The organism is Rothia sp. HMSC061D12, assembly GCF_001836735.1.
Lineage (GTDB): Bacteria > Actinomycetota > Actinomycetes > Actinomycetales > Micrococcaceae > Rothia.
In genome coordinates, this window is the sequence record NZ_KV830305.1 from 289,937 (window position 1) to 305,108 (window position 15,172).

Consider the following 15,172-nt stretch of genomic DNA (forward strand, 5'->3'; position numbering starts at 1 on the left):
GCGGAGCCTACCCCTGCCGCCCTCTCATCGGGTGCGTGCGAGAACTTCGAAAGACAGAAACCCGAAAGGAGGGACGCATGACCCCCGCCCGCCCGCCCGAAAACTGGGCTGAAAACCGGAACGAGAACCGGGAAGAATACCGGGACGAGGCTCCCTCCACGACCCTGCCGGTGACCTACACCCGTAGCCTTGCCGCGGATAACCCCCAAACCCAAGCTGAGGGTTCAGGCTCTGCTTTACCCGACTCTGCCCTACCTGAGTCGGCACTGGGTGTTTCCGGCGAGGTGTTCCGCCCCGTCTTGGACCGTTTTGAGCGTTTTCTGCGCTATGAGAAGCACCGTTCCGAAGAGACGATCCGCTCGTATATTTCCGATTTGGAGGGCTTCTTCGGCTACATGGCGCGCCGCGGCGTGCGCCATCTGGACAGCATTGATGCGTCTCTGATTCGTGAGTGGTTGGGTTCGCTGCACCTGCGGCAGGCGGCTCGTTCTACGGTGGCGCGCCGCGGTTCGACCCTGCGCACGTTCTTCACCTGGGCTCAGGAGGAGGAGCTGGTGCACTCCAACCCGACCCGCGGTATGCGCACCCCCAAGCGGGAGAATCACCTGCCGCCGGTGCTGAGCCGCGAGCAGATGAACCAGTTGCTGACCACTCTGCAGGAGCGTCGGGCGCAGGATCCTCGTGATGCGCGCCTGCTACGCCTGGAGGCGGTGGTTGAGGTACTGTACGCCTCGGGCATGCGTATTTCTGAGTTGACCGGCCTGGATTTGCAGAGCGTGGACCGGGCGAATAAGACGGTGCGCGTGCTGGGTAAGGGCAATAAGGAGCGTGTGGTGCCGCTGGGCACCCCGGCGCTCAAGGCGTTGAATCGTTGGGTGTCCTATGGTCGTCCGCAGTGGATTCCGGAAGGGTCCCAGGGCGTGACGGCGCTGTTTATCGGTCCTCGGGGTGGGCGTGCGAATGCCCGTCAGATTCGTGAGGACCTGACCCGTCTGCTGCGCACGGTGGAGAATACTCAGGCGTCGGGTGCGCACGTTTTGCGTCATTCAGCAGCGACTCACCTGGTCGACGGTGGTGCCGATATTCGTTCGGTGCAGGAGCTGCTGGGGCACTCGTCGTTGGCGACCACGCAGATTTACACGCACGTGTCGATGAAGCGTCTGGCGGAGACGTACGCGCGGGCGCATCCGCGCGCCTAGCGGTTAGTGTATGTGGCAGGAGCGCGCGGGGCGGGGGAGTGCTCCGGACTGCGCTTTGAAGGGTGCTCTGAACGCCGCCGCTAATGTCTCTCTATTTGAACCTTGCCCGTCTGGGTTGTACGAATGGGTGAGTTCAATCTAAGCTATACACTGTTCAACCACCGCCTAAACTCCCAGTGCGCCCCGAATTTCTGCACTGCGATGTTTATACAAAGCGGCTGAACAAGGTAGCATAGGTAACAGACTAGCCGTGGTCTCCGTCTCTACGGAGGCACCGCGTACGAGTACTAAAAACCAGAAAGGTCGCACCGCATGCGCGCACTCGTTTGCCCCGGACAGGGCTCCCAGAAGAAGGGCTTCCTGAGCCCCTGGCTCGAGATTGAAGGTGTGCGTGAGCACCTGGAACGACTCTCCGAAGCGGCAGGCATCGACCTGATTCACTACGGCACCGAAGCCGAAGAAGAAACCATCAAGGACACCGCCATCGCCCAGCCCCTCATCGTGGCTGCAGGCATTGTGACCGGCCGACTCGCACTGCGCGAACTCGACGGTGAAGAACTCATCTTCGCGGGTCACTCCGTCGGCGAAATCACCGCAGCAGCCCTCGCGGGCGTACTCAGCGACGAAGACGCAATGCGTTTCGTACGCGTGCGCGCCAACGGCATGGCGGAGGCGGCAGCCGCCTCCCCGACCGGCATGGCTGCAGTACTCGGCGGCGTTGAAGAAAACGTCCGCGAAGCCATCGAGGCAGCAGGCCTCGTTGCCGCAAACTCCAACGGCGGCGGCCAGATCGTAGCCGCAGGCCCCATCCCCGCAATCGAAGCATTCGCAGCGAACCCGCCCGCACGCGCTCGCGTCATCCCTCTGAAGGTCGCTGGCGCATTCCACACCGAGGCAATGGCACCCGCAGTGCCCGCCCTGGAAGAGTTCGCCGCATCCCTGAAGGTTTCCGACCCGACCTCCGCACTGCTGACCAACCGCGACGGATCCGCCGTGGCATCCGGTGAAGAGTTCGTCAAGACCCTCGTCTCCCAGGTGACCAGCCCCGTCCGCTGGGACCTGTGCATGGCAACCCTGCTTGAGCGTGAGGTCGCTGGCATTATCGAGGTTGCCCCCGCAGGCACCCTGGTCGGCCTGGCTAAGCGTGCGATGCGCGGTGTGCCCGGCACCTCCATCAACACTCCCGAGGATCTTGCCTCGCTGAAGGGCTAAACGCCGGGGGAGCACCCCGCTCTCCTCTGAACCCTTCACACTAGACATGCACTTTAGACATGCGAGGCACACACCGCCTCGCAAGCATCAGCACTAAGGATTGAATACGTGACTACCCTCAAGCAGTACGAAATCAACCGCTACTCCCGCATCCTCGGTTACGGCGCAGCCCGCGGCGAGGTCATCGTCCCCAACGATGACATCGTTGAGGCAATCGACTCCTCCGACGAGTGGATTAAGCAGCGCACCGGCATCGCAACCCGCCACCGCGCCAGCGAAAACCAGTCGGTAGCCGACCTTGCCATTGGCGCCGCAAAGGACGCTCTCGAAGCATCTGGCGTAGCTGGCGAGGACATTGAGGCGGTCATCATCTCGACCATCTCGCACCCCTACGCAACCCCCTCCCTAGCAACCCTGGTCGCCGACGCCATCGGCTCCAAGTGCCCCGCATACGACATCTCCGCAGCGTGTGCAGGTTTCTGCTACGGCATCGCCCAGGCAGACGCCCTCGTCCGCGCGGGTACCGCAAAGCACGTGCTGGTCATCGGCGTTGAGAAGCTCTCCGACTTCATCGACAACACCGAACGCACCATCTCCTTCCTGCTCGGCGACGGCGCAGGCGCAGCAGTCGTAGGCGTCTCCGACGAGCCGGGCATCGCCCCGACCGTATGGGGTTCGGACGGCTCCCGCTGGGGCACCGTCGGCATGACCCACTCCCTGCTGGACATCCGCAACCGCGACTTCGTTGCGAACCCCGTCGAAGAAGGCGAAAAGATCTGGCCCACCCTGCGTCAGGACGGCCCCTCCGTCTTCCGCTGGGCAGTATGGGAAATGGCGAAGGTCGCCAAGCAGGCACTCGAGACCGCCGGTATCACCCCCGACGAGCTCGGCGCGCTCATCCCGCACCAGGCAAACGCCCGCATCATTGACCAGATGGTCAAGACCCTCAAGCTTCCCGACACGGTGGCAGTGGCACGCGACATCGTCGATGCCGGTAACACCTCCGCCGCATCGGTCCCGCTCGCCGCACACCGCCTGCTCAAGGAGAACCCGGAACTCTCCGGCAAGTTCGCCCTGCAGATCGGCTTCGGTGCCGGCCTGGCATTCGCAGCTCAGGTAGTCGTCCTTCCCTAAGGAAAACCACCGGAGCCCGATGCTCGCCCGCCCCCTCAGCCCGGCACCAAGCCGGTGCACGAGAAAGAAAATAAAGCGGGAAAGCATCCCCACAAACTCCGAGTTGACGCATGCGTACACCACGCAGACACGATAAACTCGGTAATGCACGCGTACCCACGAATTGTGGGTGCGATGACCATCGAACAACAAAGGAGCCCCTGAATGGCTAACAAGGAAGAGATCCTCGCAGGTCTGGCAGAAATCGTTAACGAAGAGACCGGCGTTGAGGTTGAGGACGTTCAGCTGGACAAGTCCTTCACCGAGGACCTGGACATCGACTCCATCTCGATGATGACCATCGTCGTGAACGCTGAGGAGAAGTTCGAGGTGACCATCCCGGACGAAGAGGTCAAGAACCTCAAGACCGTTGGCGACGCAGTCGAGTTCATCGCGAACGCTGCCTAAGCTATAGCTAATAACGAGGCGGCGCGGGCTCTCACCGGCCCGCGCCGCATCGCTATTCACTCAACAGCCCAACACACCCCCGGGAACACGCAGAGTGCGATGACTGCACTCTCCACGGCGTGAAAACGCCCACTGTAAACCCCGGGCCCTACAGGTTTTTATCCACACACCACCGGATAAACCACCAAATCGACCACCGAAGAGAAAGTGCCACAATGTCTCGAAAAGTGCTGGTGACCGGCCTCGGCGCGACCACCCCCATTGGCGGCGACGTCCCCACCACCTGGGAAAACGCAACCAAGGGCGTATCTGGTGTATCCACCCTCGACTACCCCTGGGTTAAGGAATATGACCTTCCCGTATACATTGCAGGCCAGCTCGCTGTGCCCGCCCTCGAATCCGGCCGCCTCACCAAGGTAGAAGCAAAGCGCCTGGATCCTTCGGGCCAGCTCGCCCTCATCGCCGCACGCGAAGCATGGGAAGACGCAGGATTCTCCGGCCCCGACGCCGAATCCGCAGAAGAAGTCGACCCCGAACGCACCGGCGTAGCCTTCGGTACCGGCATTGGTGGCGTGTGGACCCTCCTCGACGCATGGGACACCCTCCGCGAAAAGGGCCCCCGCCGCGTCCTGCCCATGACCGTGCCCATGCTCATGCCCAACGGCAACGCAGCAGCCGTCTCCATGAACCTCAAGGCACGCGCCGCAGCACAGACCGTCGTCTCCGCATGCGCATCCTCCACCGAAGCCATGCAGCTCGGTGCTGAAATGATTCGCAGCGGCAAGGCAGACGTCGTCATCGTCGGCGGTGCCGAAGCAGCAATCCACCCGCTTCCCATGGCAGCATTCGCCAAGATGCAGGCACTCTCCTCCCGCAACGACGAACCTGAAAAGGCATCCCGCCCCTACGACGTCGACCGCGACGGCTTCGTCATGGGTGAAGGCGCAGCAGCGCTCATCCTCGAATCCGAAGAGCACGCCAAGGCACGCGGCGCACGCGTCTACGCGGAACTGGCAGGCACCGGCGTATCCGCCGACTCCTACCACATCACCGCACCGGACCCCGCAGCACTCGGCGCAACCCGCGCACTGCGCGAAGCCCTCGAAGACGGCAACATCGACCCGAAGACCGTCGTGCACATCAACGCGCACGCCACCAGCACCCCCGCCGGTGACCTGCCCGAAGCAACCGCAATGCACGAAACCTTCGGTGAGCACACCAAGAACATTGCCGTCTCCGCAACCAAGTCCATGACCGGCCACCTGCTCGGCGGCGCGGGCGCACTCGAAGCCGTACTCACCGTACTGGCACTGCACCACCGCACCGCACCCTGCACCATCAACCTGGACAACAAGGACCCCCAGATTGACCTGGATGTGGTGACCGAGGCACGCGAGCTGCCCGCCGGTGAGATCGTGGCACTGTCGAACTCCTTCGGTTTCGGCGGCCACAACGCGGTTGTAGCATTCCGCTCCGTAGAGGACTAAAACCTCAGGGCTTCTAGCCTTATATAGATATAACGCTCCCTCAACTACCGTGTGTAGCTGGGGGAGCGTTACGTTTTCTGAATGCGTTTACGAGAGAGCGGCATACCGGACGCCGCTCGCGGGGGAGTAAGGTTTCCGGGGGTTAGTTGTTTGAGATGGCGCGTACCGGACGCCGCTCGCGGGGGAGTGCCCCCTCTTCAGCGCCTGGGGGCGCTTCGAGGACGGAGCCCCCGCTTCGCGTGTCCGGTACGCCCTCTAGGTCGCCTATCCCTCGGGGGAGTAGATATAGATGCTTGGTACGGGGTTAGGGTATTCGGTCAGCTCGCCAAAATTTGGATTGAGTAGGGCTGGTCTGGGGCTGAGTTTCGTGCGCAGCTTGCCCGAGTTTGGGGTGGGCAGGGTTTCACAGGTTAAAAACGGGTGGCGTATTCGCTCCGGCACTGCGAATACGCCACCCAAACACACCACACTCCACAAGACAATGCAGAGCGCGCGGGATCAACCATCCCGCAAGGTTCCCGTAACCCCCATCGCGCACCACGGTAGGCGACGACAGAAGAACGGGAGCTTATGACCGTTTGACACGCACAACGCCACCTCGTACAGGTATACAAAGGCGCACGCCATGCGATCTTCCGGAAGTTTATTCGGAAGAGCTCCCACGCCGGTTCCGTTGAGAAAACAATTCGGTGTGGTTGCCTCCCGATGGTGAAGCACATCAACATCGTGTGCCGCAATACTGCGCAATCCAGTACGCGCAGATGTTGCGTGAAAACCATCCTCAGGAATGCAGTCCGTGGGCCAGTTTTCCAGCTTCAAATGGCAGAAGCTTAAGGGTTTGATGTGAGTGCTCGGATGGTCCGAATCATGTCGCTCTCAACGGAACCGGTTTATCGGTGATGGGAGCTCCTGTAGATAAGAATAACCTTAAATCACCCCTGGAGTAAACCTTAAACCAATAATTTAACCTTATTGTTATAATTCCTTGTCGTAAAGGTATTGACGGGTGTTCAGCGTGCCCTGAGTAACCCCCTGGAGGCCCTCATAACTCTTTGGTCTGTTTGGCGCTCTCCACCGTTATGAAACCGTGATAAATCATTCCCGAAAATTGAAGAATCGGGTTCCAAAACGGTTCCGCAAGTGACTACCGTGAGGGCTTGTTGAGAGGGGCTTGAAGATGCGCCGAGAGCACAGTCATAAAACGTCATCTTGTCACGGAAGTTATCCCAGAGAAAACAAATTAAACCCCCGGCGTGCGCTGTGGCATAATCAGTATCGACATCGTGCTCCGGGGTCGGTGAAATTCCGAACCGGCGGTCACAGCCCGCGAACCGCTCTCGCAGGCAGGCAAAAAATCGTACGAATCTTCGCATCCGCACAGGATGCCAAGACTCCGCTAGAGACGCCCGCCCGCAAGAGAGGCCGAACCGGTGAAAATCCGGTGCCGACAGTACAGTCTGGATGGAAGGTAGCACGAGCAGAAAAAGGCAGGAGCGCACTCCGCCGAGCATCACGAAAACCGGGATAACGCGCAGGGTGCACCGACGCAGTTGCTTCAGAGAGCTGCTGCTTGAGAAAACTGTTGCTTAGAGAGCGGTTTCTTGGCAGAGCATCAGCTTTTGATGCAGTAGGGGAGAGGCACCTCGGAGGTGCCGGTACGTTATTCCCCTCAGTCGCAGTCGGCTGATCTCAGCTGTGGTTTTCAGCTGCGGTTGGCTGGTTCGCCGCTCCCGCCTCACCACGGATACCGGGCACCCCCATAAGATGCCCACGGTAGCCGCCCTTTCTGTTCCTCTCCCCGGAGCCGCCGCAGATGCGCACCCCGCGCATCCGAAATATGGTCCAACTCAGAGAGGAAAGAAACAATGGACATCCTGCGGTGGCTCTTCGACGCACAAATTCACGTGGGGGACCAGTCCCTCCTCGTGCGCGAAGTTCTCGGAAACGCATTCGGCCTAGCATCGGCGCTGGGCGGCATGCGACGCAAAGTATGGGCGTGGCCCGTCGGTATTCTCGGCAACCTGCTACTCCTCACCGTCTTCCTGGGCACCCTCGTCGGTAGCCCCCACCCCGTAACCATGCTCGGCCAGGCAGGCCGCCAAATCATGTTTATTGCCGTGTCCATCTGGGGCTGGCATCGTTGGCATGCAACCCGCGCCGCCGGTGGTGACGCTTCCGAAGGTGCTGCAGTAATCCCCAAGTGGGCAACGAACACCGAACGCGCCGGCCTGGTTGTCGCCATGGTTGCAGGCACCCTGCTACTCACCCCCATCTTCCGCGCTCTCGGCTCCTACGAGCCGGTCTGGTCCGACGCTTGGATCTTCACCGGCTCACTGCTCGCCACCTACGGCATGGCGCGCGGTTGGGTTGAATTCTGGCTCATCTGGGTTGCCGTCGACCTGGTTGGCGTGCCGCTGCTGTGGAGCGCCGGCTACTACGCAACCTCCCTCATGTACGTGTTCTACGGATGCTTCACCCTGGTCGGCTTCTTTGTCTGGTGGCGCACCCGCAACCTGGAGGCGCAGAAGACCCAGGTGCAGACCCAGTTCCCCGACGTGACCGTTGAAGTAACTGACGTGCAGAAGGGTCGTGCGTAAGATGCCGCAGAATCCCTCTCAGGAGGTGCTGGCGGGCGCGCACCTGCCCGCAACCCTTACCCCCAGCACGCACCTGCCGCATAACGATTTGGACTACTCCGCTGCGGAGTACGGTCACCTTGCTGGGCTGCCCGCCACACGCACCCTGAACCTGCCGAGCTCCGAGCAGACCCTCAGCCACGACGAGGCAATGACCCTGGCACTGCAGGCGGCACGCCAGGGTATTCGCGGAGCGAACCCGCTCGTCGGTGCCGTCATCACCGACCGTGACGGGCACCTGCTGCACGTGGGCTACCACCGAGGCGCAGGCACCCCGCACGCCGAAGCCGACGCACTCGCCGCCGCACGTGCCGCGGGAACCGACCTCACCGGCGCCCGCATGTACGTGAGCCTCGAGCCCTGCAACCACACCGGACGCACCGGCCCCTGCTCCCACGCCGTCGCCGAGGCGGGCATCAGCGAACTCTACTACGCCTACAGCGACGACACCGAAAACGCCGCCGGAGGCGCCGCCTACCTGCGCTCGCAGGGCGTCACCGTGCACGCCATGGAGGAGTTCGCGAATGCCTCCTACCTGCTGAACGAACGCTGGTTTATTGCCGCCGCCGAACGCCGCCCCTTCATTACCGCAAAGAGCGCGTCCACCCTGGACGGGTTCATTGCGGCTGCTGACGGCACGAGCAAATGGATTACCGGCCCCGCCGCGCGCATTGACGGGCACCTGATTCGCCACCGCGCCGACGCCGTCATGATCGGCACCCGAACCACCCTCATGGACGACCCGACCCTGGACGCGCGCGCCGCCAACGGGGAACGATTCGAGAAGCAGCCGCTGCGCGTGGTCATGGGCAAAACCGAGATTACCGAGAACTACCGCGTGCGCGGCCTCAACCCGCCCGAAGGTGTGGAGGCGGACCCGCAGAACTTCCTGCAGGTCTTCACCCACGACCCGCGCGAACTGCTCGATGAGCTGTACGCCCGCGGGGTGCGGCACCTCATGATTGAGGGCGGCCCCGGCATGGTTGGCCTCTTCGCCGGTGAAGACCTTATCGATGAGATGGTCTGGTACCGCGCCCCCATGATCATGGGGCAGGGCAAGAGCGCCGTGTACCGTCTGCTCGTGGACACCCTCGCGCAGGCGCCGCGCCTGCAACTGGATGATTTGGGCATGTTCCCGGCGGTGCGCGTGCTCGGTAATGACACCGCAACGCACCTGGTGCCGGCACCTCGCGGAACGGCGCAGGAACCGGGTGAGCGGCGTACCCTGCCGAAGCTGGACGCCTGCCACGCGCCCGAACCGAGGCTGGACTAGTCGCGGCTGGACTAGCATTCGCTTGGGCTAGTCTCCCTTCGGCTGAGCGCGGGCGAGGGAGTAGTACCTCAAGGAACCCCGCCTGCGCCCGGCTAATTCATGCCGGCTGGTTCGTATGCTGGCACAAAAGCTCCCCGTCACGGGGAATATTCGAAAAATACGTATAGTTATACCGACGAACAAACCATCGCCGCCCGTCGCCCTCAACGACGACGCCCCGGCGGACACGGCGAGAAAAGGAAAAGCACACATGTTTACCGGAATCATTGGCGCCCTCGGCACCGTAGAATCCATCACCCCCATCGAAGGTAGCGACGCAGCCTACCTGACCCTCAACGCCGGTGACATCGTCGCCGACCTCGAACACGGTGGCTCCCTCGCCGTCAACGGTGTATGCCTCACCGCTATCGACCTCGACCAGCTGCAGCCCGGTCAGTTCCGCGCCTACGCGATGGGTGAGACTCTGCGCCGCACCAACCTCGGCGACCTGAACCCCGGCGACACCGTCAACCTGGAGCGCTGCCTGCCCGCCGGTGGCCGCTTCGACGGTCACGTCGTGCAGGGGCACGTGGATGCGGTCGGTACCCTCGCATCCGTCACCGCGCACGAGGCGTGGAGCACCCTGCGTTTCAACCTGCCCACCGAACTGGCACCCCTGCTCGCTGAGAAGGGCTCCATCGCTGTTTCTGGCGTGTCCCTGACCGTCACCGCCGTTTCTGAGCCCGGCGAAACCCCCGCATGGTTCGAGGTCGGCCTAATCCCCGAAACCCTGAAGGCAACCAACCTCGGCGCGCTTAAGGTTGGCGACAGCGTGAACCTTGAGACCGATGCGCTCGCTAAGTACGTGCAGCGCCTGACCGCGTTTGCTGGCGTGCCGCAGACTGCTTCTGAGCAGGTTGCACCCCGCCGCGCCGACGCCGCAAGCGTTCTCGACAGCGTGCAGACCGCGGTGGACGCTATCGCCGCCGGTCGCGCCGTAGTCGTCGTTGACGATGAGGACCGCGAAAACGAAGGTGACATCATCTTCGCTGCCGAGCACGCAACCCCCGAGCTGATGGGCTTCATGATTCGCTACACCTCCGGCGTCGTGTGCGCGCCCATGAGCAACAAGCGTGCCGACGAGATGAACCTGCCGCCCATGGTCACCAACAACGAGGACCCCAAGGGCACCGCCTACACCGTCTCCTGCGATGCGGCCTCCAGCGTGAGCACCGGCATTTCCGCGGCGGACCGCGCACGCACCGTGCAGATCCTCGCGGACGCATCCTCCACCCCGGCGGATATTACCCGCCCCGGCCACATCTTCCCGCTGCGCGCCGTTGACGGCGGCGTGGCGGAGCGCCCCGGCCACACCGAAGCCGCAGTGGAACTCTCCCTCGCGGCGGGCCTGTCCGGCGTGGGCGTTATCGCCGAGGTCGTGCACGACGACGGCTCCATGATGCGTTTCGACGCCCTGCGCGCCTTCGCCACCGAGCACAATCTGCCCATGATCTCTATCGAAGACCTCATCAAGTACGTAGCTAAGGCGTAGGAGAACGCATGAGCGAAACCCCTAACACCCAGGCAACGCCGGGCACCCCCGCAGCGGGCACCCTGGTCGAGCCGGTTGAGGCGCAGGCTGAAGAGCTCAGCGCCGAATCCCTGCACATCGCCTCCGAGCTAGCTGAAGGCTACCGAGTCAGCCCCCTCGACATGGTGCCCAACCCCAGCCCGCTGCTGGTCGAAAGCACCGAAGAGGTCGCCGTACCCACCCCGCAGGGTGTGTTCGGCCTGCGCGCCTGGCGATTCGCAGACGGCGCCGAGCACATCAGTGCCCGCGCCCTCGACCGTGACGGCACCCCCGTACCCACCGAGGACGGGGGAGCGCCCGCGGTACGCATCCACTCCGAATGCGCCACCGGCGACATTTTCGGTTCCTTCCGATGCGATTGCGGCCCCCAGCTGGAGAACGGCCTGCGCATCCTCAGCTGCACCGGCGGGTACCTCATCTACGTGCGCAACCACGAAGGACGCGGCATCGGCCTGGTGAATAAGCTCCGCGCCTATGCGCTGCAGGATGCCGGTCTCGACACCCTCGATGCGAACCTGGCGCTCGGCCTGGACGGCGACATGCGTGACTACTCGCAGGCGGCACTGATCCTGCAGGAGCTCGGCGTGCATGAGCTGAGGCTCGTGACCAATAACCCCGCCAAGCAGGAGGCGCTCGAAAGCCTCGGCCTGCAGGTTACCGAGCTCATCCCGGACGAAATTCCCGCCCGCGTTGAGAACGCCCACTACCTGCAGACCAAGCGTGAGCGTATGCGCCACGTGCTCAAAAGCGCGTAGCGGAACCCCGGCAAACAATCCCGGCACACTAAACTTTTCAAAACCCAAAACCCACAAGGAGAACACTATGAGCGGCGTAGGCGCAGCAGACACCACCCTCAACCCCGAAGACTACAAGGGCTTCAAGCTCGCAATCGTAGCGGCAAGCTGGCACACCCAGGTCATGGACGGCCTCATCGACGGCGCACAGCGCGCAGCACGCGACGCAGGCATCGAGCCGACCCTCGTGCGCGTTCCCGGCACCTTCGAACTGCCCGTCGCAGCAACCCGCCTCGCAGAGAAGTTCGACGCAATCGTCGCGCTCGGCGTGGTCATCCGCGGCGGCACCCCCCACTTCGACTACGTCTGCCAGGGCGCAACCAACGGCCTGACCGACGTGTCCGTGCTGACCGGCCGCCCCATCGGCTTCGGCGTGCTCACCTGCGACAACGAGCAGCAGGCACTCGACCGTGCAGGCCTGGAAGGCTCTAACGAAGACAAGGGCTACGAGGCGACCGCGGCGGCACTGCAGACCGCAGCAACCCTCAAGCAGTTCAGCAACTAACGCGGCTGAACGGTACGCGGCTCAGTTTCACGAAGAGAACGTTCTGATCTTCACCGTGGAACTGGGCCGTAGTACCGGTTAAACTGAAACAACCCGCGCACCGGGCTTACCGGGATTTATCAGGCATTATCGGGCGTCTATGGATCTGGCAAGTATGCGCCAGAGAGATACACACCGGAACATATGTCCCGGTACCCCATGTACCGGTAAAACCCCATGTACCGGTAAAACCCCATGTACCGGTAAAAACCCCGCGCAGCAGCTAAGGGACACAGCGCACCGACGCGCTCCCAACCCAACACCAAGGAGTACAGCAATGCAGGATTTGGGCACCATCACCCCCAGCCTCGAAGAATTCCGCGCCCGCGCCGCCGGCACCCGCGTCATTCCCGTACACATCAAAATCCTCGCCGACTCACTCACCCCCATCGGCATCTACCGATCCCTCGTACTCCAAAACGACCAGGGCGAACCCGTCGAAGCAGCCCACGGCACCTTCCTGCTCGAATCCGCCAAAATCTCCGCAGAAGGCGAATCCGCAGCCTGGGACCGCTACTCCTTCATCGGCGCGTCCTCCCGCTCCACCCTCACCACCGTTGACGGCGCAGTCCACTGGCAGGGCCGCACCCCCGCCGGCGCGCCCGTCGACGGCGACCCCGTAGAAGCCATCGCCAAAACCCTGCAGATGCTCTACACCGAACCCGACCCGACCCTGCCGCCGCTCACCTCCGGCCTGGTCGGTTACCTCGGCTGGGACGTCGTGCGCCACTGGGAGCACCTGCCGTACCCGCCCGCCGATGACGTGAACCTGCCTGAATTCGCGCTCAACATGGTCTCCGACATGGCAATTCACGACAACAAGGACGGCACCGTCCTGCTCGTCGCCAACGCCATCAACTTCAACGGCACCAGCGAGAACGTCGACGGCGCCTACGAGGATGCCGTCGCGCGCCTGCACAGCATGCTCCGCCGCCTGCAGCGCGGCGCCGCAGCGACCACCTCCATTCTCTCCGGCGTGGCAGACGTCGACCGTAAGGTCCGCGAAGACGTCACCCTCACCTGGAGCGAACAGGGCTTCAAGGACGCCATCGACCGCTCCAAGAAGAACATCATTGATGGCGACGTCTTCCAGATCGTACTCTCACGCCGTTTCGAAGCCGAAACCAACGCCAAGGCACTCGACGTGTACCGTGTACTGCGCCAGTCCAACCCCTCGCCGTACATGTACCTCTTCAACTTCGAAGACAGCAACGGCACCCCGTTCCACATTGTCGGCTCCTCCCCGGAGGCGCTCGTCACCCTCAAGGACGGCATCGCCAGCACCCACCCCATCGCCGGTTCCCGCCCGCGCGGCGCAACCCGCGAAGAAGACCTCGCACTCGCCGAGGAACTGCTCGCCGACCAGAAGGAACGCTCCGAGCACCTCATGCTCGTCGACCTGGCACGTAACGACCTCTCGCGCATCGCCAAGCCCGGCACCGTCTCGGTTGACCAGTTCATGATAATTGAGCGTTTCAGCCACATCATGCACATTTCCTCCGCCGTCAGCGCCGAACTCGACCCGCAGTTCAGCGCCTACGACGTGCTGCGCGTCGCCTTCCCGGCGGGCACCCTCTCCGGTGCACCCAAGCCTCGCGCGATGCAGCTCATCGACGAATACGAACCGACCCGCCGCGGCGTCTACGGCGGCGTGTGCGGCTACTTCGACTTCGCCGGCAACATGGACATGGCAATCGCCATCCGCACCGCCGTACTCAAGGAAGGCACCGCCTACGTGCAGGCGGGCGCGGGCCTCGTCATGGACTCCAACCCGGACTCCGAAACCCTTGAGACCGTCAATAAGTCCGCCGCCCCGCTGCGCGCCGTGCTGACCGCCTCCGGCCTGGCACCCCTCGACGCAGACGCAGCCGTCAACGCCACCAAGTAACCCAAGGAGACACCATGAGCACCGTTCTCGACGAGATCATTGTCGGCGTCCGCGAAGACCTCGCCGCCCGTGTACAGCAGGTTCCCCTCGAAGAAATGAAGAAGCGCGCCCTCGCAGCCGCACCCGCCCGCGACGCACTCGCCTCCCTGCGCGGTGAAGTGCCCGGCGGCGGCAACGGCGCAACCGCACGCATCATCTCTGAGGTGAAGCGCTCCTCACCCTCCAAGGGTGCCCTCGGCGAGATTCCGGACCCCGCCGCGCTCGCCGCACGCTACGAGGCAGGTGGCGCAGCCGCAATCTCCGTGCTCACCGAACAGCGCCGCTTCAACGGCTCCCTCGCCGACCTGGACGCTGTGCGCGCCGCCGTGAACATCCCCGTGCTGCGTAAGGACTTCACCGTCGACGAGTACCAGATTTGGGAGGCCCGCGCGCACGGCGCCGACCTGGTGCTGCTCATCGTCGCGGCCCTCGATGAGAAGACCCTGCGCGAGTTCCTCGAACTCACCGAGTCGCTCGGCATGAACGCGCTGGTCGAGACCCACACCCCCGAAGAGATTGAGGTCGCCCAGCGCATCGGCGCCAAGATTGTGGGCATCAACGTGCGCAACCTCAAGACCCTTGAGGTCAATAACGAGCACTACGCATCCCTCGCGGCGCACCTGCCCAACTCGGTGATTAAGGTTGCCGAGTCCGGTGTCGCCGGCATCGAGGATGTGCGCGCCTACGCCGGCGCCGGTGCGGATGCAATCCTCATCGGTGAAGCGCTGGTACGCTCCGGCGACCCGGAAGGTACCGTGCGCGAATTCTCCAAGGTGCCCGTGAGCCGATAGGGGGTGCTAAGAGAAGGCGGCCGGACAACGCTCGCGGGGGAGTGAGGCTTCCGTGGGCTAGTTGTTTGAGATGGCGTATCGGACAACGCTTGCGGGGGAGTGCCCCCTCTGCGGCGCTGGGGCGCCTTGAGGACGGAGCCCCCGCTTCGCGTGTCCGG

General features: G+C 63.2%; 12 protein-coding genes and 1 riboswitch. All 12 genes read left to right on the forward strand.

Annotation, left to right across the window (positions count from 1 at the left end):
- The first annotated feature begins 77 nt into the window (after positions 1–77).
- The 12 genes from HMPREF2682_RS01125 to trpC all read left to right on the forward strand — a co-directional run bounded on the left by HMPREF2682_RS01125 (position 78) and on the right by trpC (position 15,014).
- Positions 78–1,199 (forward strand): tyrosine recombinase XerC, encoded by a 1,122-nt coding sequence (locus HMPREF2682_RS01125; RefSeq protein ID WP_070830659.1) that lies wholly within the window; start codon positions 78–80, stop codon positions 1,197–1,199.
- Positions 1,200–1,511: 312 nt separating this feature from the next.
- Positions 1,512–2,411, forward strand: a complete 900-nt coding sequence (locus HMPREF2682_RS01130) for an ACP S-malonyltransferase (protein WP_070830661.1) — start codon at positions 1,512–1,514, stop codon at positions 2,409–2,411.
- Positions 2,412–2,519: 108 nt separating this feature from the next.
- On the forward strand, positions 2,520–3,545 hold the full coding sequence (locus tag HMPREF2682_RS01135; RefSeq protein WP_049354767.1) for a beta-ketoacyl-ACP synthase III: 1,026 nt from the start codon (positions 2,520–2,522) through the stop codon (positions 3,543–3,545).
- A gap of 204 nt (positions 3,546–3,749) precedes the next feature.
- Positions 3,750–3,992, forward strand: a complete 243-nt coding sequence (locus HMPREF2682_RS01140) for an acyl carrier protein (protein ID WP_005507475.1) — start codon at positions 3,750–3,752, stop codon at positions 3,990–3,992.
- 215 nt (positions 3,993–4,207) lie between these two features.
- Positions 4,208–5,479 carry a beta-ketoacyl-ACP synthase II gene (fabF, locus tag HMPREF2682_RS01145; protein ID WP_005506249.1) on the forward strand — a complete coding sequence of 424 codons (1,272 nt, stop codon included), beginning with the start codon at positions 4,208–4,210 and terminating at the stop codon, positions 5,477–5,479.
- Positions 5,480–6,758: 1,279 nt separating this feature from the next.
- Positions 6,759–6,958, forward strand: a riboswitch (FMN riboswitch).
- A gap of 386 nt (positions 6,959–7,344) precedes the next feature.
- Positions 7,345–8,076, forward strand: a complete 732-nt coding sequence (pnuC, locus tag HMPREF2682_RS01150; RefSeq protein WP_070830663.1) for a nicotinamide riboside transporter PnuC — start codon at positions 7,345–7,347, stop codon at positions 8,074–8,076.
- Position 8,077: 1 nt separating this feature from the next.
- Positions 8,078–9,388 (forward strand): bifunctional diaminohydroxyphosphoribosylaminopyrimidine deaminase/5-amino-6-(5-phosphoribosylamino)uracil reductase RibD, encoded by a 1,311-nt coding sequence (gene ribD, locus HMPREF2682_RS01155; protein WP_070832555.1) that lies wholly within the window; start codon positions 8,078–8,080, stop codon positions 9,386–9,388.
- Positions 9,389–9,638: 250 nt separating this feature from the next.
- Positions 9,639–10,919 (forward strand): 3,4-dihydroxy-2-butanone-4-phosphate synthase, encoded by a 1,281-nt coding sequence (gene ribB / locus HMPREF2682_RS01160; protein WP_070830665.1) that lies wholly within the window; start codon positions 9,639–9,641, stop codon positions 10,917–10,919.
- An 8-nt stretch (positions 10,920–10,927) separates the two neighbouring features.
- Complete coding sequence (locus HMPREF2682_RS01165; protein ID WP_070830667.1) at positions 10,928–11,713, forward strand: GTP cyclohydrolase II; 786 nt, start codon at positions 10,928–10,930, stop codon at positions 11,711–11,713.
- A gap of 67 nt (positions 11,714–11,780) precedes the next feature.
- On the forward strand, positions 11,781–12,257 hold the full coding sequence (ribH, locus tag HMPREF2682_RS01170) for a 6,7-dimethyl-8-ribityllumazine synthase (RefSeq protein WP_005506244.1): 477 nt from the start codon (positions 11,781–11,783) through the stop codon (positions 12,255–12,257).
- A gap of 316 nt (positions 12,258–12,573) precedes the next feature.
- Positions 12,574–14,184, forward strand: coding sequence for an anthranilate synthase component I (locus HMPREF2682_RS01175; protein ID WP_070830669.1), 1,611 nt, complete (start codon positions 12,574–12,576; stop codon positions 14,182–14,184).
- Positions 14,185–14,198: 14 nt separating this feature from the next.
- Positions 14,199–15,014, forward strand: a complete 816-nt coding sequence (trpC, locus tag HMPREF2682_RS01180) for an indole-3-glycerol phosphate synthase TrpC (protein ID WP_070634359.1) — start codon at positions 14,199–14,201, stop codon at positions 15,012–15,014.
- Positions 15,015–15,172 lie beyond the last annotated feature (158 nt).

Bases quoted from the DNA above. Each gene is read 5' to 3' on its own strand.
- pnuC (WP_070830663.1), top strand. From the start codon at position 7,345: ATGGACATCCTGCGGTGGCTCTTCGACGCACAAATTCACGTGGGGGAC.
- ribH (WP_005506244.1), top strand. From the start codon at position 11,781: ATGAGCGGCGTAGGCGCAGCAGACACCACCCTCAACCCCGAAGACTAC.
- ribB (WP_070830665.1), top strand. From the start codon at position 9,639: ATGTTTACCGGAATCATTGGCGCCCTCGGCACCGTAGAATCCATCACC.
- ribD (WP_070832555.1), top strand. From the start codon at position 8,078: ATGCCGCAGAATCCCTCTCAGGAGGTGCTGGCGGGCGCGCACCTGCCC.
- HMPREF2682_RS01175 (WP_070830669.1), top strand. From the start codon at position 12,574: ATGCAGGATTTGGGCACCATCACCCCCAGCCTCGAAGAATTCCGCGCC.
- fabF (WP_005506249.1), top strand. From the start codon at position 4,208: ATGTCTCGAAAAGTGCTGGTGACCGGCCTCGGCGCGACCACCCCCATT.
- HMPREF2682_RS01165 (WP_070830667.1), top strand. From the start codon at position 10,928: ATGAGCGAAACCCCTAACACCCAGGCAACGCCGGGCACCCCCGCAGCG.
- trpC (WP_070634359.1), top strand. From the start codon at position 14,199: ATGAGCACCGTTCTCGACGAGATCATTGTCGGCGTCCGCGAAGACCTC.
- HMPREF2682_RS01125 (WP_070830659.1), top strand. From the start codon at position 78: ATGACCCCCGCCCGCCCGCCCGAAAACTGGGCTGAAAACCGGAACGAG.
- HMPREF2682_RS01140 (WP_005507475.1), top strand. From the start codon at position 3,750: ATGGCTAACAAGGAAGAGATCCTCGCAGGTCTGGCAGAAATCGTTAAC.
- HMPREF2682_RS01130 (WP_070830661.1), top strand. From the start codon at position 1,512: ATGCGCGCACTCGTTTGCCCCGGACAGGGCTCCCAGAAGAAGGGCTTC.